21 protein-coding genes, 1 other RNA gene and 1 riboswitch are annotated in these 23775 nt (G+C 67.1%); of the genes, 13 read left to right on the plus strand and 9 right to left on the minus strand.

The features are described 5' to 3' along the window. The first annotated feature begins 48 nt into the window (after window positions 1-48). From AC3FOF_RS00860 to AC3FOF_RS00870, 3 genes are all read left to right on the plus strand, one after another. Window positions 49-1611, plus strand: coding sequence for a leucyl aminopeptidase (locus AC3FOF_RS00860; protein ID WP_017228590.1), 1563 nt, complete (start codon window positions 49-51; stop codon window positions 1609-1611). Window positions 1612-1710: 99 nt separating this feature from the next. Further along, window positions 1711-2154 carry a DNA polymerase III subunit chi gene (locus AC3FOF_RS00865; RefSeq protein ID WP_017228591.1) on the plus strand — a complete coding sequence of 148 codons (444 nt, stop codon included), beginning with the start codon at window positions 1711-1713 and terminating at the stop codon, window positions 2152-2154. Beyond that, the gene (locus AC3FOF_RS00870; protein WP_017228592.1) at window positions 2151-2717 is read left to right on the plus strand and encodes a hypothetical protein; all 567 of its coding nucleotides are present in this window, start codon (window positions 2151-2153) and stop codon (window positions 2715-2717) included. Before AC3FOF_RS00865 ends, AC3FOF_RS00870 begins: the two co-directional genes overlap by 4 nt. A 439-nt stretch (window positions 2718-3156) precedes the next feature. Here the strand turns inward: AC3FOF_RS00870 and ilvD are convergent, their stop codons facing one another. After that, window positions 3157-4830 carry a dihydroxy-acid dehydratase gene (gene ilvD, locus AC3FOF_RS00875; RefSeq protein WP_017228593.1) on the minus strand — a complete coding sequence of 558 codons (1674 nt, stop codon included), beginning with the start codon at window positions 4828-4830 and terminating at the stop codon, window positions 3157-3159. Window positions 4831-5010: 180 nt separating this feature from the next. Here ilvD and AC3FOF_RS00880 point away from each other — a divergent pair, with 180 nt between their 5' ends. Beyond that, window positions 5011-6042, plus strand: coding sequence for a LysR family transcriptional regulator (locus tag AC3FOF_RS00880; RefSeq protein WP_488725533.1), 1032 nt, complete (start codon window positions 5011-5013; stop codon window positions 6040-6042). Between the two features lie 93 nt (window positions 6043-6135). Continuing rightward, entirely contained in the window at window positions 6136-6948 is an 813-nt protein-coding gene (lgt, locus tag AC3FOF_RS00885) for a prolipoprotein diacylglyceryl transferase (RefSeq protein WP_488725534.1), read from the plus strand. A 255-nt stretch (window positions 6949-7203) separates the two neighbouring features. Here lgt and AC3FOF_RS00890 read toward each other — a convergent pair whose 3' ends face one another. Next, window positions 7204-8178 (minus strand): Bug family tripartite tricarboxylate transporter substrate binding protein, encoded by a 975-nt coding sequence (locus tag AC3FOF_RS00890; protein WP_488725535.1) that lies wholly within the window; start codon window positions 8176-8178, stop codon window positions 7204-7206. A 132-nt stretch (window positions 8179-8310) separates the two neighbouring features. Further along, window positions 8311-9276: a LysR substrate-binding domain-containing protein gene (locus AC3FOF_RS00895; protein ID WP_488725536.1), complete on the minus strand. Its 966-nt coding sequence runs from the start codon at window positions 9274-9276 to the stop codon at window positions 8311-8313. A 188-nt stretch (window positions 9277-9464) separates the two neighbouring features. On the opposite strand from AC3FOF_RS00895, the gene AC3FOF_RS00900 reads away from it, so the two are divergent. From AC3FOF_RS00900 to AC3FOF_RS00930, 7 genes are all read left to right on the plus strand, one after another. Then, window positions 9465-10637, plus strand: a complete 1173-nt coding sequence (locus tag AC3FOF_RS00900) for a CaiB/BaiF CoA transferase family protein (RefSeq protein ID WP_488725537.1) — start codon at window positions 9465-9467, stop codon at window positions 10635-10637. Continuing rightward, window positions 10634-11473, plus strand: coding sequence for an HpcH/HpaI aldolase/citrate lyase family protein (locus AC3FOF_RS00905; RefSeq protein WP_488725538.1), 840 nt, complete (start codon window positions 10634-10636; stop codon window positions 11471-11473). Before AC3FOF_RS00900 ends, AC3FOF_RS00905 begins: the two co-directional genes overlap by 4 nt. A gap of 217 nt (window positions 11474-11690) precedes the next feature. Then, window positions 11691-12467, plus strand: a complete 777-nt coding sequence (locus AC3FOF_RS00910) for a GntR family transcriptional regulator (RefSeq protein WP_488725539.1) — start codon at window positions 11691-11693, stop codon at window positions 12465-12467. Between the two features lie 10 nt (window positions 12468-12477). Continuing rightward, a complete protein-coding gene (locus AC3FOF_RS00915; protein ID WP_488725540.1) occupies window positions 12478-13911 on the plus strand; it encodes a malonyl-CoA decarboxylase domain-containing protein in 1434 nt (477 codons plus the stop codon). Window positions 13912-14016: 105 nt separating this feature from the next. Then, window positions 14017-15003 (plus strand): Bug family tripartite tricarboxylate transporter substrate binding protein, encoded by a 987-nt coding sequence (locus AC3FOF_RS00920; RefSeq protein WP_488725541.1) that lies wholly within the window; start codon window positions 14017-14019, stop codon window positions 15001-15003. Window positions 15004-15073: 70 nt separating this feature from the next. Further along, window positions 15074-15856 (plus strand): enoyl-CoA hydratase/isomerase family protein, encoded by a 783-nt coding sequence (locus tag AC3FOF_RS00925; protein WP_276269406.1) that lies wholly within the window; start codon window positions 15074-15076, stop codon window positions 15854-15856. Between the two features lie 92 nt (window positions 15857-15948). Next, the gene (locus AC3FOF_RS00930) at window positions 15949-17502 is read left to right on the plus strand and encodes a malonate--CoA ligase (RefSeq protein WP_488725679.1); all 1554 of its coding nucleotides are present in this window, start codon (window positions 15949-15951) and stop codon (window positions 17500-17502) included. Window positions 17503-17623: 121 nt separating this feature from the next. On the opposite strand, the gene AC3FOF_RS00935 is transcribed toward AC3FOF_RS00930, so the two are convergent. The 6 genes from AC3FOF_RS00935 to AC3FOF_RS00960 form a co-directional block, all read right to left on the minus strand. Continuing rightward, window positions 17624-18325 (minus strand): SIMPL domain-containing protein, encoded by a 702-nt coding sequence (locus tag AC3FOF_RS00935; protein ID WP_017225212.1) that lies wholly within the window; start codon window positions 18323-18325, stop codon window positions 17624-17626. 126 nt (window positions 18326-18451) lie between these two features. Beyond that, window positions 18452-19264: a sulfite exporter TauE/SafE family protein gene (locus tag AC3FOF_RS00940; protein WP_017225213.1), complete on the minus strand. Its 813-nt coding sequence runs from the start codon at window positions 19262-19264 to the stop codon at window positions 18452-18454. A 113-nt stretch (window positions 19265-19377) separates the two neighbouring features. Next, window positions 19378-19872, minus strand: coding sequence for an EVE domain-containing protein (locus tag AC3FOF_RS00945; RefSeq protein WP_017225214.1), 495 nt, complete (start codon window positions 19870-19872; stop codon window positions 19378-19380). 182 nt (window positions 19873-20054) lie between these two features. Next, window positions 20055-20267, minus strand: a non-coding RNA gene (gene ssrS, locus AC3FOF_RS00950) — 6S RNA. 309 nt (window positions 20268-20576) lie between these two features. Beyond that, window positions 20577-20918 carry a cell division protein ZapA gene (locus AC3FOF_RS00955; RefSeq protein WP_017225215.1) on the minus strand — a complete coding sequence of 114 codons (342 nt, stop codon included), beginning with the start codon at window positions 20916-20918 and terminating at the stop codon, window positions 20577-20579. Then, the gene (locus tag AC3FOF_RS00960; RefSeq protein WP_017225216.1) at window positions 20915-21232 is read right to left on the minus strand and encodes a hypothetical protein; all 318 of its coding nucleotides are present in this window, start codon (window positions 21230-21232) and stop codon (window positions 20915-20917) included. Before AC3FOF_RS00960 ends, AC3FOF_RS00955 begins: the two co-directional genes overlap by 4 nt. 209 nt (window positions 21233-21441) lie before the next feature. Beyond that, window positions 21442-21686: riboswitch (cobalamin riboswitch) on the plus strand. Window positions 21687-21915: 229 nt separating this feature from the next. On the opposite strand from AC3FOF_RS00960, the gene AC3FOF_RS00965 reads away from it, so the two are divergent. Next, window positions 21916-23772 (plus strand): TonB-dependent receptor plug domain-containing protein, encoded by a 1857-nt coding sequence (locus AC3FOF_RS00965; protein WP_488725680.1) that lies wholly within the window; start codon window positions 21916-21918, stop codon window positions 23770-23772. Window positions 23773-23775: the final 3 nt, after the last annotated feature.

A 23775-nucleotide genomic window follows, 5' to 3' on the forward strand; every position in this document is an offset into this window, starting at 1 on the left:
CGGATAATAGGAGCTTTCGTGGTGGACGAGCCCCTGGAAGGAAGCGCGATGGAATTTAGCACAAAAGCCCTGGATTGGAGTAAAGCGGGCCAAAATGGTTTCCTGGCAACCAAGACCGATTGCCTGGTGGTGGGCCTGTTCGAAGGGCAGAGCCTGGCAGGCGTGGCCAAGGCGCTCGACGTGGCGACCAAGGGCTTGGTGTCCCGGCTGATCAAGCTGGGCGATTTCGAGGGCAAGCGGGGCACGCAGCTGATGCTGCACGAAGTGGCCGGCGTGGGTGCCGCCCGCGTGCTGCTGGTGGGTTTCGGCAAGGAAGCCGAGTTCGGCGACAAGGCCTTTGCCGAAGCCGTGCGCACCGCCCTGCGTGCCTTGTCCGGCACGCGCGCCGTCAATGTGCTGTGGTGCCTCGCCCAGCAGCAGGCACCCCAGCAGGCCGGCAATGCGCGCGACCTGGCCTGGCGCCTGATCACCACCGTCACCCTGATCCGCGAAGCCGGCTACCGCCTGCACGAACGCCATCCCGACCTCAAGCGCGTCAATGCCAGTGCCAGTGGCAAGTCCAACGGCGGCGACAAGCCCGCCGGCCTGCGCAAGGTGGTGCTGACCGTCGACGCGGCCGACGCCAAGGCAGCGGCCCAGTCCGTGGTCCGCGGCGCGGCCATCGCCAACGGCATGGAACTCACCAAGGACCTGGGCAACCTGCCGTCCAATATCTGCACGCCGAGCTACCTGGCCAATGCCGCCCGCGGCATCGCCAAGCGCCACAAGCTGAAGGTGGAAGTGCTTGGCCGCAAGCAGCTCGAAGCCCTGAAGATGGGCGCCTTCCTGGCGGTCACCAAGGGCGCGGTGGAGCCGCCCCAGTTCATCGTGCTGCGCTACGACGGCGCCTCGGCCAAGCAGGCGCCGGTGGTGCTGGTGGGCAAGGGCATTACCTTCGATACCGGCGGCATCTCGCTCAAGCCCGGCGAGGGCATGGACGAGATGAAGTACGACATGTGCGGCGCCGCCTCGGTGCTGGGCACGCTGCAGGCAGCGGCCGAGATGGGCCTCAAGCTGAACGTGATTGCGGTGGTGCCCACCTGCGAGAACATGCCCAGCGGCAATGCCATCAAGCCCGGCGACGTGGTGACCAGCATGTCCGGCCAGACCATCGAGATCCTCAATACGGACGCCGAAGGCCGCCTGGTGCTGTGCGACGCGCTGACCTATGTGGAGCGCTTCAAGCCGGCCGCCGTGGTCGACGTGGCAACCCTGACCGGCGCCTGCATCATTGCCCTGGGCCACGTCAACAGCGGCCTTTATGCACGCAACGACGGCCTGGCGGATCAATTGCAGCAAGCCGGCCGCAAGGCCATGGACACCGCCTGGCGCATGCCGATGGACGATGACTACCAGGACCAGCTCAAGTCCAACTTCGCCGATATGGCCAATATCGGTGGCCGCCCGGCCGGCAGCGTGACCGCGGCCTGCTTCCTGGCGCGCTATACCGAGAAGTACGACTGGGCCCACCTGGACATCGCCGGCACCGCCTGGAAGAGCGGCGCGGCCAAGGGCGCGACCGGCCGTCCGGTGCCCCTGCTGACGCAGTTCCTGATGGACCGCGCCGGCTGATGCCTGCCGCATGATGCTTGACGCTGGAAACGGGATGGGACGGCGCCTGCGCGCGCCGTCCCATCCCGTCGCATCCTCACAGGATTGTCTTCTTTGCCCATGACGCGTATCGATTTCCACAGCAACGTGCCCGACAAGCTCGGCTACGCCTGCCGGCTGGTCCGCAAGGCCTACGGCGCCGGCCAGAAGCTGGTGGTGCATGGCACGCCGGACCAGCTGGCGCAACTCGACATGCGCCTGTGGACATTCTCCGCGCTTGATTTCCTGCCCCATTGCGGGGTCGACAGCCCGCACGCCGAGGTGACGCCGATCGTGCTGGCGGCCACGCTGGACCAGGCCCCGCATCACCAGCTCCTGATCAACCTCGACACCCGGCCGCCCGCGCAGTTCGCCAGCTTCGAGCGCATGATCGAGGTGGTGGGCAGCGACGCCGACGACCGCGCCGCGGGCCGCGAGCGCTTCCGGCTCTACCGTGAGCGCGGCTATCCGCTGGCTCACCACGATATTGCCCAGGCCGGGCAGGGCAAGGGGGGCGCCGCATGACCGAACGCACCACCTCGCGCGTGATTCCGCGCATGGGGCCGAACGACAGCATCCCGTTGCTGACGGAGGTCGTTGAACTGCCCGCCGATGGCGCCACGCCGCCCCTGCCCGGCGCGGGGGCCATGCCCGGCGCCGCGGCGCGGGCCGGTGACGCCGGCCCGCCTGCGCAGCTTAACGACGCGGCCTGGCCTGGGGCTGTGACCCACGTCGTCATGCCGATGGAGCCTGGCTCTGCCGTTCCCGTGCCCGACGTGCCGACGCTGTCCCAGCCGGCGCCGTCCACGCGTGACGGCGCCTATTCCGTTTCCCACGCCAGCGCGCCGCCGCCCAGCGAGGAAGAACTGCGCGCGGTACGCAGCGAGCTGCTGACCCGCGTGATGATGCGCTTTCGCACCGAATGGCCGCAGGTGGTGGAGGCCCATACCGAGGCCACGCTGCAATCGCGGCTGGCCCCGCTGACAGCACAGCTGGCGTCGGAGCTGACGCAGGCGCTGGAGGCCCGGCTGGTGGAATGGCTGGACGCCACGCTGGAAGAGATCGAGCGGGACCCGGGCGGGATGTGAGGGGAGGGGGTACGGTTTGATTGCAACTGCAACTGCTTAACTTCAAAAGCCTAAAGTCAAAGGCAGTTTCACCTCCCCTGCGGGGAGGCGGCCTACTTTCTTGTCTTGCCAAGAAAGTAGGCAAAGAAGGCGCCCCATACGGCCAGCAAACCCTGACGGCTCGCTTCGCATCGCGCTTGGGTGTTTGCCGCCCCTCGAGGCGGCAAACACGGCTACACCGAGTCGGTGTTGGGGGAACAGCGCTTCTTTCTTGGGATGCTTCGGGCCTTCGGTCCCTTCGGTCCTTCGTTCTCGTTCTTCGGACTGTGGCTGTGGGGGATTGCATGTCAGGGCAATTCGCTTGGCCTCACGCAGCCTCCATCGCACCATGGAAAAAGCCCGCGATCGCTCGCGGGCTTTTTCCATTTCGGCAGTGAAGACCGGACCGTATGCCTCAGCCTCAGTCCGTCACAGCCCCCTTGCTCGCCGTCGAAGCCAGCCTGGAGAACTTCGCCAGCACGCCGCGCGTGTAACGCGGGGCCGGTTGTTTCCATGCCGCGCGGCGCCTGGCCAGCTCTTCCTCGCTCACGTTGAGCTGCAGCAGCAGCTTGTGCGCGTCGATGGTGACGGAGTCGCCTTCGTGCACCAGCGCGATGGTGCCGCCCACGTGGGCTTCCGGAGCGACGTGGCCGACCACCATGCCCCAGGTGCCGCCCGAGAAGCGGCCATCGGTGATGAAGCCGACCGATTCGCCCAGGCCCTTGCCGATGATGGCCGAGGTGGGGGCCAGCATTTCAGGCATGCCGGGGCCGCCCTTGGGGCCCAGGTAGCGCAGCACCAGGATGTCGCCGGCGTTGATCTTGTCGGCCAGGATGGCGTCCATGGCGCTTTGCTCGTCCTCGAACACGCGGGCCGGGCCGGTGATGACGGGGTTCTTCAGGCCGGTGATCTTGGCGACCGCGCCTTCTTCGGCCAGGTTGCCCTTCAGGATGGCCAGGTGGCCTTCCTTGTACAGCGCCTTTTCGATCGGCAGGATCACGTCCTGGTCGGCACGCGGGGTGTCGGGCACGTTTTCCAGTTCCTCGGCCAGGGTGCGGCCGGTGATGGTCAGGCAATCGCCATGCAGCAAGCCGGCCTTGAGCAGGATCTTCATGACCTGGGGAATGCCGCCCGCGCGGTGCAGGTCGGTGGCCACGTACTGGCCGGAGGGCTTCAGGTTGCAGATCACCGGCACCTTGCGGCGGATGCGCTCGAAGTCGTCGATGGTCCATTCCACTTCGGCCGAGTGGGCGATCGCCAGGTAGTGCAGCACGGCGTTGGTGGAGCCGCCGGTGGCCATGATCAGCGAGACCGCGTTCTCGATCGACTTGCGCGTGATGATGTCGCGCGGCTTGATGTCCTTCTTGATGGCATCGACCAGCACGCGTGCCGACTCGGCGGCGCTGTCGACCTTTTCCTGGTCCGGGTTGGCCATGGTCGACGAGTACAGCAGCGACATGCCCAGCGCCTCGAACGAGGAGCTCATGGTGTTGGCGGTGTACATGCCGCCGCACGAGCCCGACGACGGGCAGGCGTTCTTTTCCACGCCTTCGAAGTCTTCCTGGGTCATGCGGCCGGCGGTGAATTCGCCCACGGCCTCGAACGACGACACGATGGTCAGGTCCTTGCCCTTCCAGTTGCCCGGCTTGATGGTGCCGCCGTAGACGTAGATGCCCGGCACATTGGTGCGCGCCAGCGCGATCATGCCGCCCGGCATGTTCTTGTCGCAGCCGCCGATCACGACCACGCCGTCCATCCACTGGCCCTGGGCCGCGGTCTCGATGCAGTCGGCGATGACCTCGCGCGAGATCAGCGAGTATTTCATGCCTTCGGTGCCCATCGACATGCCGTCCGAGATGGTCGGGGTGCCGAAGATCTGCGGATTGGCGTCGGAGGCCTTGATGGCGGCAACAGCGGCGTCGGCCAGGCGTTGCAGGCCGGAGTTGCACGGCGTGATGGTGGAGTGGCCGTTGGCGATGCCTACCATCGGCTTGTCGAAGTCTTCCTTCTTGTAGCCCAGCGCGTAGTACATCGAACGGTTGGGGGAGCGCGCCACGCCTTGCGTGATGTGCTGCGAGCGTTTGTTGTATGCCATGGGAATCTCCGGGGGGAAGTGTGCCGGCCTGCGCAGGCGGTTTGGCTGGTTCAGCTATCTGCCACCTGAAGACCGGGCAGGCGCTCGCCATGTTGTCGAGGAGAGCATGCCGCTTGCCTTTTATGGTGTCAAATATATTATTCAACCTTTATTGAGTCGAAAGACATATCAGGAGCCGATGTGGACCTGCGCCGGTTGCGCTATTTCGTCACCGTGGCCGAAGAGCTGCATTTTGGCCATGCTGCGCGCCGCCTGGCCATGACCCAGCCCCCGCTATCCCAGCAGATCCAGGCGCTGGAGGAGGAGATCGGGGTGCAGCTGTTCGCCCGCACACGGCGTTCCGTGGCGCTGACCCCGGCCGGCCAGCAATGGCTGCCCGAGGTGCGCCGCGTGCTGGCCGACGCCGCCGCGCTGCCGGGACTCGCCCAGCGGCTGGCGCGGGGGGAGGCCGGCTCGCTCTCGCTGGCCTTTGTCAGCACGGCCGACTACGGCATCCTGCCCGACCTGCTGCGGCGCTTTCGCACGCGCCATCCCATGGTGCACCTGCAGTTGCGTGAAGCCACCAGCGATATCCAGCTGGAGGCGCTGATGGAGGGCAGCATCGATGCCGGGCTGGTGATCCGTCCGCAACTGCCGGCGATGCCGCCTGGCGTTTGCTACCTGCCGCTGGTGCGCGAACCGCTGGTGATGGCGGTGCCGCAGGGCTGGCGTCCGGCTGGCGCCGAAGGGGAGGGCGCCGCTGCGGATGGTAGTGTTTCACTCAAAGATGCGGGGCATGAGCCGCTTATCATCTTCCCGCGGCGAAGCGCGCCGGCGTTTTATGACATCATTACGGGCTGCTATGCGCGCGAAGGCCTGACGCCGGTCATTGCCCAGGAGGCCATCCAGATGCAGACCATCGTCAGCCTGGTGTCGGCCGGCATGGGCGTGGCGCTGGTGCCGGCCTCGCTTTGCAACCTTCGGCGTACCGGTGTGTCCTACCTGCCGTTGCGCGGTGCCGGGCCCGATATCGAGACCGGCCTGGTCTGGCGGGAGGCCGGCGCGGGCAGCGTAAGCCCGGTGCTGGGGTCGTTTATCGAGATTGCCGGGGCGCTGGCTGCTGCCATGACCGTGACGCAAAAGGCTGGCATAAAGCCGGAAATAAAACCCGGCGACCAACCGGACCGCAAGCCGGGCAGAAGGCGCCCGGCGCAGCCGCAGCCCGAGCGCTGAGTCCGGCGCCCCGGCGGCTTCCCGATGCAGGGCGCGCAGGTCACCGGACACAGGACGCATGCGGTCTTCCTACAACCCAACTTCACGGCAAACATGCTGATTCATCCCCAATTCGATCCGGTCGCCATTCACCTCGGCCCGCTCGCCATCCGCTGGTACGGGCTGATGTACCTCGCCGGCTTCATCATGTTCCTGGGGTTCGGCCGGCTGCGCATCCGCCAGCCGCATATCGCCGCCCAGGGATGGAGCGCCAAGGACCTGGACGACATGCTGTTCTATGGCGTGCTGGGCGTGATCCTGGGCGGGCGCCTCGGTTATGTGCTGTTCTACAAGGCCGACTACTATTTCTCCCACCCCCTCGAGATCTTCAAGGTGTGGGAGGGCGGCATGGCCTTCCACGGCGGCTTCCTGGGCGTGGTGGTGGCGATGTGGCTGTTCGCCAAGCTGCGCGGCCGGCACTGGATGGAGGTCACCGACTTTATCGCGCCGATGATCCCCTGCGGCCTGGCCGCAGGGCGCATCGGCAACTTCATCAACGGCGAACTGTGGGGCCGCCCCACCGACCTGCCGTGGGGCATGATCTTCCCGCAGGCCGGCGACAATATCCCGCGCCATCCTTCCCAGCTCTACCAGTTCGCCGGCGAAGGCGTGGCGCTGTTCATCATCCTGTGGCTGTTCTCCAGGAAGCCGCGGCCCATGGGCGCGGTCTCGGGCGTGTTCCTGATCGGCTACGGCGGTTTCCGCTTCCTCGCCGAGTTTGCGCGCGAGCCGGACAATTTCCTTGGCCTGCTGGCGCTTAACTTCTCCATGGGCCAGTGGCTCAGCCTGCCGATGATCCTGGCGGGCGTGGCGATGGTGGTGTGGGCTTATCGCCGCGGGCATGCGGCGCAGGCTTCGGTGCGATAGCGCCTTTGGCGGCGGATGAAAGGATAGCGGGTGCAGGCTGCTCTGCTGGCCTCACACGCTTGACAACCTCAGCCCAAAGCGCCGGACCAGGCTGACCGGACGCGCCAGCGCAGTTTGAAGTGCCCGATGGTTGTCACTCCCTCTCCGCGCATGGGGAGAGGGGGGCTAGTAGCTACAAGAAGCGAAGCGGGAGAGGGGAGCGAACCGGCCGTGCCACGAGGCCTCGCTCTGACCATCAAGCCGCCCGCTGCGGCCTCAGTCCACCTGCGCCCCGGACTTCTTCACGATCACGGCCCACTTGTCCATATCGGCCTTGAGCATGGCGGCGAACTGCTGCGGCGTGCCGGTGAGCGCTTCCGCCCCCTGCGCTGCCAGCTTGTCGCGCAGGGCCTTGTCGGCGAGCGCTGCCTGCATGGTCTGGGACAGCTTCTGCGTGACCTCCCTGGGCGTGCCCTTGACCGCGAACAGGCCCACCCACAGGTCGCCGCTATAGCCCGGCACGGTCTCGCCGATGGTGGGGATGTCCGGCGCGAAAGGCGAACGTTTGGCGGAACTGACGCCGAGCGCGCGCACCTTGCCCGCCTTGATATGCGGCAGCACCGACGGCAGGCTGGCGAAGGCCAGCGGCACCTGGTTGCCGAGCACGTCGTTGAGCGCCGGGGCCACGCCCTTGTAGGGCACGTGCTCCAGCTTGATGCCGGCCATGCTGTTGAGCATCTCGCCCAGCAGGTGGTTCAGGGTACCGTTGCCGGCAGAGGCGAAGCGGTAGTAGTCGGGTTTGGCCCTGGCCATGCCGATCAGCTCCGGCAGCGTCCTGGCCGGGAAAGCGGGATTGGCCACCAGCACATTGGGCACGCTTGCCACCGGCGAGATCGGCTCGAAATCGCGCACCGGGTCGAACGGCACCTGACGGTACAGCGAGGGATTGATGGCCTGTGTGCTGCTGATGGTCATCAGCAGGGTGTAGCCGTCGGGCGCGGCGCGCGCGGCTGCCTGCGTGCCGATATTGCCGCCGGCGCCGGGGCGGTTTTCCACCACCACCTGCTGGCCGAGGCGTTGCGACAGATCGGCCGCGACCAGGCGGGCGACGATGTCGTTGGTGCCGCCGGGCGCCTGCGGCACGATCATCTGGATGGGTTTGACCGGGTAGGCCTCGGCCTGCGCGGCGACGCTGGCGAACAGCGTGATCGCCGCGGCGATGCCGGCCAGGGCATGGCGGGTGCGTTGCATGGTGTCTCCTCGATGTCGGGTGGCGCACCGGCTTTTTCGTCTGGCCGCGCCTTTGCCCGTTGCTGGCGGCAACTCTACACGAGGGGTTCACGCCCGGGAAATTCAATCGCCGACTAGCGCCATAAGTATTATTTATTCCGGCACGGCGTCCGGCATGCCCGGCGCCGGCTTCAGCGAGCCGCCCTGCGCAATGCGCGCGGCGACGATCTCGCGCAGGATCTCGGCCACCGCTTCCGCCGCGCGCGTGCGCGGCAACGCGCGCGGCCAGCACAGCGACAGCGTACGGCGCAGCTCGGGCAGGATCAGCCGGGTGGGCATGGCGGCATCGCTGGGGTTCACCGCGGAGGCCGGCAGGATGGTGCAGGCCAGTCCCTCGCGCGCGGTGGCCAGCAGGCAGGACAGGGAGTCGAGATCGGCCACCACGTTCGGCGCAACGCCGGCCTGCGCGAAGTTGCGCTCGAGCACTTCGCGCAGGCCCTGCGAACCGCTTGGCAGCGCCAGCGGCACGCCCGCCAGCTGTTTGAGCGCGATGGTGTCGCGGCCAGCCCCGGCCGGGCGGCGCCGGCGGGCGCCGGTGCTCTCCGGCAGGTTGCCGATCAGGTAGAGCGACTCGCTCGCCAGCGCCTCGGGTTCGATCGCGCGCGAGGGCGTATCGCGGAACAGGATGGCGAAATCCAGCCGGTTGTTGTTGAGCAGTTCCGAGATATAGCCGCTCATGCTTTCGAACAGCTGCAGGCGCACCTGCGGATAGCGCTCCCGCACCGCGCGGATCAGCGGCATGCCGAAGGCGGCGGCGGCCGTGGTGGGCAGGCCGATGGCGACCGCGCCGGAGACCTCGGCGCCCGCGGCCCGCACGTCGGCCCCGGCGCTTTCCACCTGCTTGAGGATGGTGCGCGCATGACGGTACAGCGTCTTGCCGGCTTCGGTGGGCTTCACGCCCTTGGGGCCGCGGTGCACCAGCGGCACGCCGTACTCGGCTTCGAGCGCGGCCAGCTGCTGGCTCAGCGCGGGCTGCGCCACGCACGCCACTTCGGCGGCGCGGGTCAGGCTGCCGTGATCGACGATGGCCACGAAGTAGCGCATGGAGCGGATATCCATCGGGTGTCCTTGGATGCTGGAGGAAGGGTAGGAACGGGGCAGGTATTTATTCTACTTATAGCCCGCCAGGTATTCCCTATTTCCCAGCGGGCGCGGCTGCGGCTAGATTGTGGGCTGGCCGTGCGCGCTCGCGTGCGCGCCGGCACCTTCCAACCCGTCATCGCACCACCGTGCCACCGGATCAAGCCATGTCCCAACCGCTGAAAGGCATCACCGTCGTTTCCCTGGAGCAGGCCATCGCCGCGCCTTTCTGCACGCGCCAGCTGGCCGATCTCGGCGCGCGCGTGATCAAGATAGAGCGCCCTGGCGCGGGCGATTTCGCGCGCGCCTACGATGGCCGCGTGCACGGTCTGTCCTCGCACTTCGTCTGGACCAACCGTTCCAAGGAAAGCCTCACGCTCGACGTCAAGCACGCGCAGGCGGCGCCCGTGCTCGATGCGCTTCTGGCCAGGGCCGACGTGCTGGTGCAGAACCTGGCCCCCGGCGCGGCGGCGCGGCTGGGGCTGGACTACGCCGCGCTCAGCGAGCGCTTTGCGCGCCTGATCGTCTGCGATATCTCGGGCTATGGCGCCGATGGTCCCTACCGGGACAAGAAGGCCTACGACCTGCTGGTGCAGAGCGAATCGGGCTTCGTGTCGGTGACGGGCACGCCTGCGGAAGGCGTCAAGGCTGGCGCCTCGGTGGCCGACATCGCCGCCGGCATGTACGCCTACAGCAATATCCTGGCGGCCCTGATCGAGCGCAGCCAGAGCGGGCGCGGCAAGCGCATCGACATCTCGATGCTGGAGTCCACCGTGGAGTGGATGGGCTTTCCGCTCTACTATGCCTTCGACGGCGCCGAGCCGCCGCCGCGCGCCGGCGCGGCCCACGCCACCATCTACCCGTATGGCCCGTTTCCCACCGGCGATGGCAAGACCGTGATGCTGGGCCTGCAGAACGAACGCGAGTGGAAGGTGTTTTGCGCGAGCGTGCTGGAGGACCCGGCGCTGGCAGCGCATCCCGACTATGCCGACAACAGCCTGCGCAGCGCCAATCGCGCCGCGCTGCGCGCGCGCATCGTGGCAGCCTTTGCCGCCCTCGACGCAGAGCAGGTTGCCGCGCGCCTCGACGCGGCGGGCATCGCCAATGCGCGCGTCAACACCATGGCCGACGTCTGGGCCCATCCGCAGCTGGCCGCGCGCGAACGCTGGCGGCAGGTCGAAACGCCGGCGGGCCCGGTGCCGGCCTTGTTGCCGCCGGGCGCGCAGGACGCCCGCATGGACCCGGTGCCCGCGGTCGGCCAGCATACCGGCGCGGTGCTGGCCGAACTGGGCCTGACGCCCGCGCAAGTCGAGGCGCTGCGCGGCGTGGGGGCGGTATGAGCGCGACCGCCAAGCTGCATGCGCTGGCGCGCAGCTACCTGTTCGTGCCCGCCACGCGTGCCGAGCGCATCGGTCCCGCCATCGGATCGGGTGCCGATGCGGTGATCGTGGATTTCGAGGACGCGGTGGCGCCGCAGGCCAAGGTGTCCGCCCGCGAGGGCCTGCGCGCAGGCTGGGCGCAATGGCAGGCGCAGGCTGCTGCTGCCGGCGTGGCACTGCTGGTGCGCGTGAATGCCGCCGGCAGCGAGTATCACGCGGGCGACCTGGACTGGTGCCGCGCGCAGCAGGCCTTCGGCCTGGTGCTGCCAAAGGCCGACGCGGTGGCGCTGGCGGCCCTGGCCCGCGCCATGCCGCAGGCCCGCTGCTATCCGCTGATGGAAACCGCGGCCGGCTTTGCCGACCTGCGCGACGTGAGCCGCGCCGCCGGCGTGGTGCGGCTGCTGTTCGGCAGCATCGACCTGATGTTCGACCTTGACGTGGCGGACGAGGACGAGCCGCTGGATTATTTCCGCAGCAAGCTGGTGGCGCATTCGCGCGCGGCGGGCTTGCCGGCGCCGGTGGACGGCGTCTGCACGGCGCTGGGCGATGCCGCGGAACTGGCCCGGCACACCGCGCGCGCGCGCCGCTTCGGTTTTGGCGCCAAGCTGCTGATCCATCCGCAGCAGGTGGCGCCGGTGCATGCCGGCCTGGCGCCGTCCGCCGACCAGCTCGCCTGGGCGCAGCGCATCGTGGCCACTGCCGCGGATGCCAATGGCGCTGCGGTCGCCGTCGACGGCAAGATGGTCGACCGGCCGGTGCTGGAGCGGGCGCGCAGGATCTTGCAGCAGGCCGGATAAGCGCGGTCCGCGCACGGTCCCCGGCTTCGCCGCGCCGGCGCCTCGCGAGCCGCCTTCCGGCAGTCCCGCCTGCCATGCGGGAGTGACTTATGCGGCTCCGCAGCATCGAATTCGCTTGTCATCCCGCTACGGTTATTCATAATTATGAATTATTGGGACTGGCAAGACACTGCGGCAGCCATCCCGATGCCAACGCCATCTTCCCTCCGGAGACGTCATGCGCATCGTCCAGCAGGCCCTGTATCTCGAAGTCGCGGAGCGCCTGCGCGCCATGATCGACGAGCACGTACTGATGCCCGGCGCGTGGATCGACGAAGCCAGCGTGGCCGGCTCGATGGGGATCTCCCGCACGCCGATGCGCGAGGCGCTCAAGGTGCTGGCCGCCGAAGGGCTGGTGCGCCTCGAGCCGCGCCGGGGGTGCTTCGTCAATGCGCTGTCCGAGCAGGACCTCGACGAAATCTTTCCGCTGATGGCGCTGCTGGAAGGGCGCTGCGCTTACGAGGCCGCGCGCAATGCCACCAGCACCGACCTGGACGCGCTCGAAAGCCTGCACGCCGACCTGGCGCGCTACGCGCAGGCCGGCAATATCGACGCCTACTACGAAACCAACTACCAGATCCACGAAGCGATCCAGCGCCTGGCCGGCAACCGCTGGCTGTCCGGCCTGATCGGCGACCTGCGCAAGGTGCTGCGGCTGTCGCGCCACAAGAGCCTGAAATTGCCAGGGCGCATGCAGGAGTCCTGCGCCGAGCACCTGTCCGTGTTCTCCGCGCTCAAGGCGCACGATCCCGAGGGCGCCGAAACGCTGATGAAGACGCACCTGCTGCGCCAGCGCGGCGCGCTCCGGGCGCTGGATGCGGCGGAGGCGGCGCCGCATGCCGGCACCGCCGACGCGGTGCCGGATACCCGCGCGCCGCGGCGTGGACGCCTGCGGCTGGCGGGCAAGGACGGCGGCAGCGCCGGCTCGTCGGACAAATCTTCCATCGATCGATAGCAGGTAGCCAATGGATTCCCTCAGCGAACAGAAAGTCAGCGCGCCGCTCAGCGGCCACGAGCCCGCCGGTGAAACCCTGTTGTCGCGCTTTGGCCGCTGGTGGGGGCGCAAGGGCGAGCGCGATGCCGCCGGTAAGGCCAGGCCGGATGCCAGGGCCGACGCCAAGGCTGCGGTATTGCCGGCGCGCGTGCTGCGCCGGCAGCGCGAGCAATTGCGCCAGTGCTTCGACGCGCGCCTGACCGACGGCGCCGCCAATACCGCCGCGCAATCCTGGCGCGCCGAGTACGAGGCGGCCGGAGACGATGCGCGCCAGGCCATGCTCGGCGTGCTGGCGGAAGTGGCGGCCAGCGGCAGCGCGGAGGCGGGCGAGGACGGCAAGGCGGGCAAGTCCGCCTCCGGACTGTCGCAAGCGCTGTCCAACGCGCGCATCCGCTTTTTCAAGCGGCTGGCGGCCTTGCACGGCGAGCAGGGCGGCAGCGTCTGCGGCCTGCATTTCCTGATCGGCCTGCGCGCCGACATGCTGCGCTGGCATAAACGCGTGCCGGGCCTGCGTCCGCTCGACGACGATCTCGAGGCGCTGTTCTCCAACTGGTTCGACGTGGGCCTGCTGGAGCTGCAGCCGATCACCTGGGACTCGCCGGCCTCGCTGCTGGAGAAGCTGATCCGCTATGAAGCCGTGCACGAGATCGCCTCCTGGGCCGACCTGCGCAACCGGCTCGACTCGGACCGCCGCTGCTACGCCTTCTTCCATCCGCGCATGCCGCGCGAGCCGCTGATCTTCGTCGAGGTGGCGTTCGTGCCAGAGATGGCGGCCAACGTCCATGCGCTGCTGGACGAGGCCGCGCCGCTGGAGGACCTGCGGCGCGTGAAGTGGGCCATCTTCTATTCGATCTCCAATACGCAGGCGGGCTTGCGCGGCGTGAGCTTCGGCAACTTCCTGCTCAAGCGGGTGATCGAGGAATTGCAGCGCGAATTCCCCAAGCTGAAGCAGTTCGCCACGCTGTCGCCGATTCCCGGTTTCGCCGAGTGGCTGCGCAAGCAGGATGGCGAGACGGTCGCCAGGGTGCTGGGCGACAAGCGGCTCGCGCGCTGGCGCGGCCATCATGGCAGCCAGCCGGCGGATGGCGCCGCCTGGCTCGCCGCATTGCCTGCCGGCTCGGAGGACGCGCAGGTGCGCGACACCGCGCTGGCGCTGGCCGCGCACTATCTGGTGCGCGAGCGCCAGCAGGCGCTGCCGGCCGATCCGGTGGCGCGCTTCCACCTGGGCAACGGCGCCTGCGTGGAGCGCCTGAACTGGGCTGCCGACCTGTCCCGCAAGGGGCGCGCGCAGTCGTTGGGCATGATGGTCAACTACCTCTACGTGACCGAGGCGCTGGATGACAATCTGGCTCGCCTCGGCAACGGCAACCCACGGATCAGCCGCGCCGTCGGGAAGTTGTTGTGACCCTGGCCAGGTCGTAGGCAGGGCCTTGTCGCCGGGCTGTTCGGGCAGCCCTTTGCTTGATCCTTCGAAATACCTTCCGCAGCATAAGAGAGAGGAGACAGAACAATGAATCGTCGTCAGTTTCAACTGGCAGGGCTGGCCTGCGCGCTCGGCGCGGGTCTTGGCGCGGTTGCCACCGCGGCGCAGGCCGATGCCTGGCCGTCCAAGCCGGTCACCGTGATCGTGCCATTCCCAGCCGGCGGCGGCACCGACGCCTTTGCCCGTCCGCTCACCGCGCAGCTTTCCAAGCAGATGGGCAAGCAGTTCGTGATCGACAATCGCGGCGGCGCCGGCGGCACGGTGGGCGCCAGCATCGCCTCCAAGGCGGCACCGGATGGCTACACCGTCTTCATCGGCGGTGCCCACCATGCGATCGCACCGTCGTTCTACAAGAAGCTGGACTACGACATCGAGAAGGATTTCATCCCGGTCACGGTGATCGCGCAGCCGCCGCAGGTGATCGTGGTGAACCCGGCGAAGGTGCCCGCCAGCACGCTGGGCGAGCTGATCGACTACGCCAGGAAGAATCCCGGCAAGCTCAACTACGGCTCGGCCGGCAACGGCTCTTCCCACCATCTGGCGGGCGAGCTGTTCAAGCTGCAGACCAAGACCTTCATCACCCATATTCCCTACAAGGGGGCGGGGCCGGCGCTGTCGGACCTGATGGCCGGCCAGGTGGACATGGTGTTCGACGGGCTCGGTTCCTCGGCCCAGCATATCCGCGGCGGCCGCATCAAGGCGCTGGCGGTGGCATCGAACAAGCGTTCGGCCACCGTTCCCAACGTGCCGACCGCGGCCGAGGCCGGCGTGAAGAACTATGACGTCTCCACCTGGTATGCGATGTGGGTGCCCAAGGGCACGTCCAAGGAGATCGTCGATAAACTGTATGCCGAAGTGGAGAAAGCACTGAGCACGCCCGAGATGAAGCAGATCTGGCTTGCCAACGGCTCGGATATCCCGGTCTACACGCAGGAACAGTTTGCACAGTTCCAGCGCGCCGAGATCAAGCGCTGGGCCCAGGTGGTGCAGCAGTCCGGCGCCAAGATCGATTGAGTCGATTGAACCGATTGAAGAGGAATCGAAGCATGCATACCGATACGCCCGGAATGCCGGGAGAGCGCGCATGAGCGGTGCGGTGGAGTTCACGCGTGACGGCGACGTCGCCACCGTCACGCTGTCGCACGCGGGCAAGCTCAACGCCATCTCGGTGGCGATGTGGCGCGCGCTGGCGGAAGGCTTCGCGCGGCTCTCGGCCGATACCTCGTTGCGCTGCGTGGTGGTGCGTGGCGCCGACGGCAATTTTGCGGCCGGCGCCGACATCGCAGAGTTTCCCGAAGAGCGTGGCGATGCCGCCGCGCTGCGCCGCTATCATGCCGACGTGATCGCGCCGGCGCTGGCCGCCGTCTGCGGCTGCCTGCATCCCACGGTGGCCTGGATCGAAGGGGTCTGCGTGGGCGGCGGGCTGGAGATCGCCTGTCACTGCGACCTGCGTATCGCCGCCGACGACAGCCGCTTCGGCGTGCCCATCAACCGGCTCGGGTTTCCCATGGCGCCCGGCGAGCTCGGCGGGCTGCTGGCCCTGGCGGGGCGCGCCGTGACGCTGGAAATCCTGCTGGAGGGGCGCGTGTTCGACGCCGCCGAGGCCCGCGACAAGGGCTTGCTGACGCGGGTCGTGCCACGCGAATGGCTGGCCGACGAAGTGGCAGCGGCGGTGACGCGCATTGTTGCCGGCGCGCCACTTGCTGCCCGCATCAACAAGGAAACCATCCGGCGCCTGTCGGCGTCGCCCGAGCCGCTGAGCGCGGCGGAACAGGACGCGCACTTCCGCTACGGCGGCAGCGCCGACCATGCCGAGGGCGTGGCCGCGTTCCTGGACCGCCGCCCGCCGCGCTTTACCGGGCAGTAGCAACGGGCCTATCATGACCGGCTGTTGAGCTGGCCGGCTATCGAGCGCCCACGCCTATGCTATTGCCGATTCCGTTTTATATCTTCCGCAATATGAACGCCAACCTGTTCGCCCTGTTCGAATCCCGCTTTCCGGCGGACCGCAGCGCCTGCTGCATTGAAACCCACGACGGCCTCTACTACAGCTGGGACGACCTTGACCGCGCCACCGCCAAGCTGGCCAACCTGCTGAGCGCGCTCAAGCTGCCCGAGGGCGCGCGGGTGGCGGTGCAGGTGGAGAAGTCGCCCGAGGCGTTGTTCCTGTACCTGGCCACGCTGCGCGCCGGCTACATCTACCTGCCGCTCAATACCGCCTACCAGGAAGCCGAGATCGACTACTTCGTCGGCAACGCGGAGCCGGCCGTGGTGGTGTGCAGCAGCGCCAATTTCGGCTGGGTCTCCAAGGTGGCGTTCCGCCACGGCACCCGTCATGTCTTCACGCTGGACGAGGACCGCTCAGGCTCGCTACTGGCCCGCGCCGCCGCGCAGCCGGACACCTTCCGCACGGTGGCGCGCGGCGCCGACGACCTCGCCGCCATCCTCTACACCTCGGGCACCACGGGCCGCAGCAAGGGCGCCATGCTGAGCCACGGCAATCTGGCCGCCAACGCCAGGACCCTGCATGAATACTGGGGCTGGCGCAGCGATGACGTGCTGCTGCACATGCTGCCGATCTTCCACGTGCATGGCCTGTTCGTGGCCTCGCATGGCGCGCTGCTGGCCGGCGCCAAGATGATCTGGGCGCCCAGGCTCGACATGGCGCAGGTGCTGAAATTCCTGCCGCGCGCAACGGTGATGATGGGCGTGCCGACCTACTACGTGCGCATGCTGCAGGAGCCGCGTTTCGACGACGACACCTGCCGCCGCATGCGGCTGTTCGTGTCGGGCTCGGCGCCGCTGCTGATGGAAACCTTCGATGCGTTCCGCGCGCGCACCGGGCACACCATCCTGGAGCGCTACGGCATGAGCGAGACCGTGATGCTGGTCTCCAATCCGTATGAGACAGAGGCCGGCGAGCGTATCGGCGGCACCGTGGGCAAGGCGCTGCCGGGCGTGTCGGTGCGCGTGGCGGATGGCGACGGCAAGCCGTGCGCGGCGGGCGAAATCGGCAATGTGGAAGTGCGCGGCCCCAATGTGTTCAAGGGCTACTGGCGCATGCCGGAAAAGACGCTGGAAGAATTCACCGAAGACGGCTGGTTCAAGACCGGCGACGTCGGCCGCTTCGGCGGCGCCATCGTCAGCCAGGCCGGCGAGCGCAAGGTGCCAGACGACTACCTGACCATCGTCGGCCGCAGCAAGGACCTGATCATCTCCGGCGGCTACAACGTCTACCCCAAGGAGATCGAGAGCTTCATCGATGAGATGCCCGGCGTGGCGGAGAGCGCCGTGATCGGCGTGCCGCACGCGGATTTCGGCGAGGCCGTGGTGGCGGTGGTGGTCGGCAAGCCGGGCGCCGCGCTCGACGAGTCCAACCTGATCGGCTCGCTCAAGGGGCACATCGCCAACTTCAAGGTGCCCAAGCGCGTGCACCTGGTGGAAGAATTGCCGCGCAACACCATGGGCAAAGTGCAGAAGAACGTGCTGCGCCAGCAGTTCGCGGCCTTGTAGGCCGGTCGGGCCGGTCGGGGTGGCGGTCGATGCCGCCGCCCCGTCGTCACGCGGTGCAGGCGCTCGTTCTCTCCCGAGGCATGGGAGACGGAAGCATGCGCCCCGCCGGCGAGCGCGCGGCTTACTTCAGCATCTGCACCGAACCGTTCACTGTCACGGTGACCTGGGCCTTGCCGCCCTCGACCGGTACCGGCACGGAGTCGGCCATCATGGCCTTGGCCGCGTACATGCGCGGCATCGGCTGCACCGCGCCGACTTCGCCCACCTGCACTTCACGGATGGTATAGCTGCCGTAGCCGAACAGTCTGGTGGTAGCCTGCGCCTTGTCGCGGAACGAGGCCACGGCCTGTTCGGTGAGCCTGGCTTCGGCCGCCTGGCGTGCTTCCCGCGACAGCGAGAAGCTGATGTTCTGCACCTGCATCTGGCTGGCGAGCTGGCCCGCGAGCCTGGATACCGCAGTGAAGTCGCGGGATTCCAGAATCACCTCGGCGCGGCCGCGCCAGGTGCTGATGCGCCCGTTCTTGTCGTTGGACGGATAGATGCTGAAGCCGCCGGATTGCGCCTGCACGCCGCTGGTACGCTTTGCCTGCGCGATCACTTCCTGCGTCTTGGCCGACAGCGACGAGGAGATGGCGCCCGGCTCGGCACCTTCCTGCTCGGCCGTCAGCGTGAGGTGGACCACGTCGGTCGGCACTTCGGTGGCGGCCTGGGCGGACAATGACAGCACGCCGGCGGGCGCCGGCTCGTGGACCGGACCGCCGCCCTGGGCGGAAGCGGCCATGGCGGTGGTACCCAGCAGCGTTGCGGCAAGCAGTTGTTTCATGACGTTCTCCCTTTCAAAACGATGCGTATCAGACGCGCGGCTCGGGTGATCGTTCCGTAACGTCGCGATCGGCCTTGTATCTACTTGTATCCGCCGCGCTCTGGCTTTTCTTCGCCATGCGGATGTTCAGAACGCATGCCAGGCCTTCCACAGCATGTAGGCCGACAGGCAGAACAGCAGGCAGGCGAAGATCTTCTTCAGCTGTGCGACGTCCATGCTGTGCGCAGTGCGCGCGCCCAGCGGCGCGGTCAGCACGCTGGCCGTGGCGATGACCGCCAGTGCGGGCAGGTAGATATAGCCGAGCGATCCGGGCGGCAGCCCGGCCTGGCCCAGCCCGCTCCATACATAGCCGATCACGCTCGCCACCGCGATGGGAAAGCCTAGCGCGGCCGAGGTGGCCACGGCGTTGTGGATGGGCACATTGCACCAGGTCATGAACGGCACCGAGACAAAGCCTCCCCCCGCGCCCACCAGGCTGGACAGGAAGCCGATCACTCCGCCGGCGCCGAGCATGCCCGGCGTGGCCGGCAGCTGCCGGTGCGGCGCCGGCCTGCGGTTGCGCAGCATCTGCCACGCGGAGAAGCCGACGAAGAGCGAGAACAATAACGACAGCCAGCCGGTCTTGAGGGCCGCGAATACCTTGCCGCCACCGATCATGCCGCCGATCAGGATGCCCGGCGCGAGGGCCAGCACCAGCTTCCAGCGCACCATGCCGCGCTTGTGGTGGGCGCGCACCGAGGACAGCGAGGTGAACAGGATGGTCGCCATCGAGGTGGCGATCGCCATATGCACGATGGCCTCGGCCGGAAAGGCCATGGCGGTGAACAGCAGCGTGAGAAACGGCACCATCATCATGCCGCCGCCCACGCCGAGCAGGCCCGCGCAGAAGCCGGTGAAGGCACCGAGCAGCAGCAGTCCGGGAATCAGGGAAGGGCTCATGAGGCGGGATCGAATTTGCGGGTGTTGCCGTTATGTTGCCGGCAGCCTGTTTCCACGCTGCCTTGCGCCGCTGGGCGCAGTCGCGCCGCGATGCGCGCCGGTGCAGCGCGGCTTCAGCGCATCAGCCGCGTGGTGATGAAGCGCCATTCGGCCGGTGTCACCGGCGTGATCGACAACCGGTTGCCGCGGCGTAGCACGACCATGTCGGCCAGTTCCTCGTGCGCGCGCAGGTCGGCCAGCGAGATCAGCGGGCTCTTGCCGGCAAAGCGCACGTCGACCAGCATCCAGCGCGGTTCGTCTTGCCTGGAGGCTGCATCGTAGTAATCGCTCTTCGGGTCGAACTGGGTGGGGTCGGGGTAGGGTTGCGAGCTGACCTCGGCCAGGCCGGCAATGCCGGGCTGCGGACAGGAGGAGTGATAGAACAGCACGCCATCGCCGATGCGCATGGCGTCGCGCATGAAGTTGCGCGCCTGGTAGTTGCGCACGCCGGTCCATGGCAAGGTGCCCCGCTCGGCCAGGGTGTCGATGCTGGCCTCGTCGGGCTCCGATTTCATCAGCCAGTACTGGCGGGCGCGCGCGGCGGTATCGGCTTGCGGGGATCGGCTCATGGGCAGGGCAGGCGTGGCGTTGGCAACAGCGCTATGGTGCAGCAAGCCCGGGTAAAAGAAAACTGTGCGCGGGCACCGGTGGCTGCGCGCGGAGAAGCGAAAGCGGGCGCCCCGTGCAAAAACGCGGGCAAAAAACGTGGGCAAAGAAAAAGGCGGTGGTCAAAAAACCACCGCCTTTTAGAGGGGTCCCCGCCTCGGCCGCTGGATCGGCATCCTGAACCCAAGTGAGGTTCAGAGTGGCTGCGGAAGCCGCATTTCGGGTACATCACCAAATCAGGGAGTCCCGGACTGCAGACTATGAATCGAGTGACGCGCTCGCCCACGCGGCATTATCCCGCACCAACAAATGCTTATCGGTTCAAGGAATATGATCCTGACGAACCAGGCAGGGAAACTGTCAAACGTCTGACTTTGTTGCACTACCGAACATACTGCTCCGGACGTGCTGTCAGACGTTTGCCGTTTCGAACTAGGATGGGATGAAAACGGCGGTCAGGCGCGATAACCCGACCTAAGCGCCGCAACTATGTGGCTTCGTGCGGCTTGGCTCCACTATACACCGCACTGCTTTCCAATACCAAGCCCGTCTTTGCCTGTCGTTACATTTTGCTGACGCGCGCGGCACGTCGGCCACATAACGCATGCACGGCGCACGCATCGCCGCCCTGGCTGTGCCGTGCGGGGCACCGCCAGTGGCTGCATTTTCAGCCGCGCGGCGCGGTCGTATTGGTGCCCACGTGGGCGTATTGGCGCAGCGCTTCGTCGGCGCGCTCGTTGAGTTCGCGGATGCGCGCGCGCACCGCGTCGACGGGAATCGCGCCGTCCTCCTGCTGCTTGCGCTTGAGCGACAGCAGGTCGGAGGCGATGCTGATGGCTGCCATCACGGCCACGCGCTCCACGCCCTTGGCGGAGACTCCCCCCTTTAGTCGGGTCATCTGGTCGTCTACCAGTGCCACGGCTTCGAGCAGCGCGGCTTCGTTGTCGGGCGAAATCGCGAACCGGTAGGACTGGCCGGCAATGTTGACTTCGACTTGCTTATTGCTCATGCGTTTTCTCCGGTAGCTTTTTCGCCGCCGCGGGCGGGTGTCTCGCCTTCGCCCAGCAGGTCGAGCTGGCGGGCGTCGCTGGCGGTGGGCAGCTTGTCGAGGATGGACTGGATGCGCAGCTGCGCTTCCTCGATCTTGATATTGAGCAGTTCGCGGTCGGCCGCCATGGCCTCGCGATCACCGCGCAGCTGGCTGGCCTCGGCCTGCAGGCGGTCGATTTCCTCGCGCAGCCGCTGGTTCTCGGCCGCGAGGGTGTCGGCATGGTGCAGCACGCGCCCGATCTTGGCGGCGAGTTGTTCGAGTTCGGTGAGCATGGAGCCTGTCATATCTAGGGTCTCGGGTATTGGGATTTTAGCCCAAGCGCCATCGCGCACACGGCGAAAGCAGTCGGGTGTGACCGGGCCAACGCGTCGAAAGTTGCACGCATCGTCGCTTAACGGCATTCGTGGCGACGTCTTTATGCCTGTTTCCAGCCGTTTTCCTGCTGATTTCCCGCACCATTGACGCTGGACTGGAAACTGCATACACTCGCGCACGTTCCAGGTGCTCGTAATCCTATTCACTACAGGGTTGCAGTTCAACGGGAAACAGGGAGCCAGCCACCGCCGCCAGGGCAGGGTAGGGCCAACCTGTGCTGCCCCCGCAACGGTAAGCGACCGCGATCGCAAGATCGCAAGGCCGACCCACATGCCACTGAACCGCAAGGTTCGGGAAGGCGGTCGGACCGATGTCGTCAGCCCGGATACCGGCCTGAACGAGAGCGCGCCCGCTTTTTTCACCGCCTTCCGGCACGAAGCAGCGGCGCGCTTCGTCGCCAGACGGTCCGCGGGGGAACGGACCAGGCTGTTCTCTCCCACTTCGCATCATGCGCTCATCGTCTTCCAGGTCGAGCCGTCCGGCATTGCCGGCGCACTGCCACACCGCTACCGTTTTCGTCTCCCGCCAACTGCCCGCCGCGCTGGTCGCCTTGCTGGCCGCAAGCGCATCCGGTGTTGCCATGGCCCAGCCGGCCGAGTCGTCCACCGCCCAGCCGGCCTCCCAGCCAGCCGCTCAGCCTGTTGCCGACACCCAGCTCGCACCGGTGGTGGTTACCGCCACCCGCACCGCGCAACCGCTGACCGAGGCGCTGCCGCACACCACGGTGGTGACCCGGCAGGACATCGTCAATTCGCAGGCGCCCGATCTGCGTTCATTGCTGCGCACCCAGGCCGGCGTGGAGTTTGCCACCAATGGCGGCATGGGCGCCAATACCAGCCTGTTCATGCGCGGGGCCAATTCCAACCAGACGCTGATCCTGATCGACGGCGTGCGGGTCTCGGCGGCCAGCAGCGGCACCGCCCAGCTGTCGAATATCCTGCCCGACCAGATCGACCATATCGAGGTGGTGCGCGGCAACGTCTCGGCGCTCTATGGTTCGGACGCGATCGGAGGCGTGGTGCAGATCTTTACCAAGAGCGGCGAGGGCCAGCCGCCGACGGCCAATGCACAGGTCGAGTATGGCAGCAACAATACGCGCCAGGCTACGGTGGGCTACGGCGGCCAGGTGGGCGACACCTCGTTCAACGTCACCGGCTCCGCGTTCAAGACCGATGGCTTCTCGGCGATCAACGCCGCGCAGTGGAACGGGGATAATCCGGCCAAGGCAAAGAAGGGTATCGGCCCCAACCCGAACGACAATCCCTACGACAACAAGAGTGTATCGGGCCAGCTCAAGCACCGATTCTCGAGCGACTGGGACGCCGGTGTCAGCGCTTATTATTCCAAGAGCAAGCTCTCCTACGACAGCACCACGGGCAAGCCCACCGATGTCTGGTGGATGAACAGCGAGCTGTACACGGTGTCGGCGTTCGTCAATGGCAAGCTGACCCGGGACTGGACCACGCATTTCAAGGTGGCCCAGAGCGGGGACAACAGCGAAAACACCTTGAACGGCCTGTTCAACAGCAACTTCAATACGCGCAACCGGCAGTACACCTGGCAGAACGAATACGCGCTGGCGCCCACCCACAAGCTGCTGTTCGGCACGGAGTACGCGCAGCAGGAGTTCAGCTCGAATGTCTATGGCGCCCCGGGCCGCAATATTGCATCGGTGTTCGGCGGCTACGATGGCCGCCTGGGCAAGCACCAGCTGCAGCTCAATGTGCGCAACGACCACTATTCGGATTTCGGCAGCCAGGCGAGCTACTTCGCCGGTTACGGCTACAACGTGACCGACGCGATCAAGCTGATCGCCAACGCCAGCAATGCCTTTCGCGCTCCCACCTTCAACGAACTCTACTACCCCAACTATGGCCAGCCCGGCATCAAGCCGGAGCGCGCCAAGTCGGTCGAGGTGGGCGCGCAATACAGCACGGACAGCGCCGGCTTGCTGCGCGTGACCGCGTTCGAGACCCGCTACGACAACCTGATCACCGCGGCGTTGCAGCCCAGCGGCCTGTACCTGGCGCAGAATGTCAACAAGGCCAAGGTGCAGGGCATCGAGGCTTCCTGGCGCGCCAGGTTGATGGGCACCGACGTGGGCGCCAGCGCGACCTTCCAGAACCCGGTGGACGAGCAGAGCAACACGCAGCTGCTGCGCCGCGCGCGCCGCCATGTCGCCTTCGACGTGGGCCGCCAGTTCGGCGACTTCCGCCTGGGCGGCGAGTGGATCATCTCGTCGGCGCGTCTCGATAGCGGCTCGCGTACGCTGGGCGGATACGGTATCGTCAACCTCAATGCCCGCTACAACATCGACAAGCAATGGTTCGTCGCCGCCCGCGTGGAAAACCTGTTCGACAAGAACTACCAGCTCGCCTACCCCTTCAACACGCAGGGACGCGCCGGCTTTATCACGCTGGGCTGGCGCCAGCGCTGATGG

It is taken from the genome of Cupriavidus sp. 96C5-1, assembly GCF_057798855.1.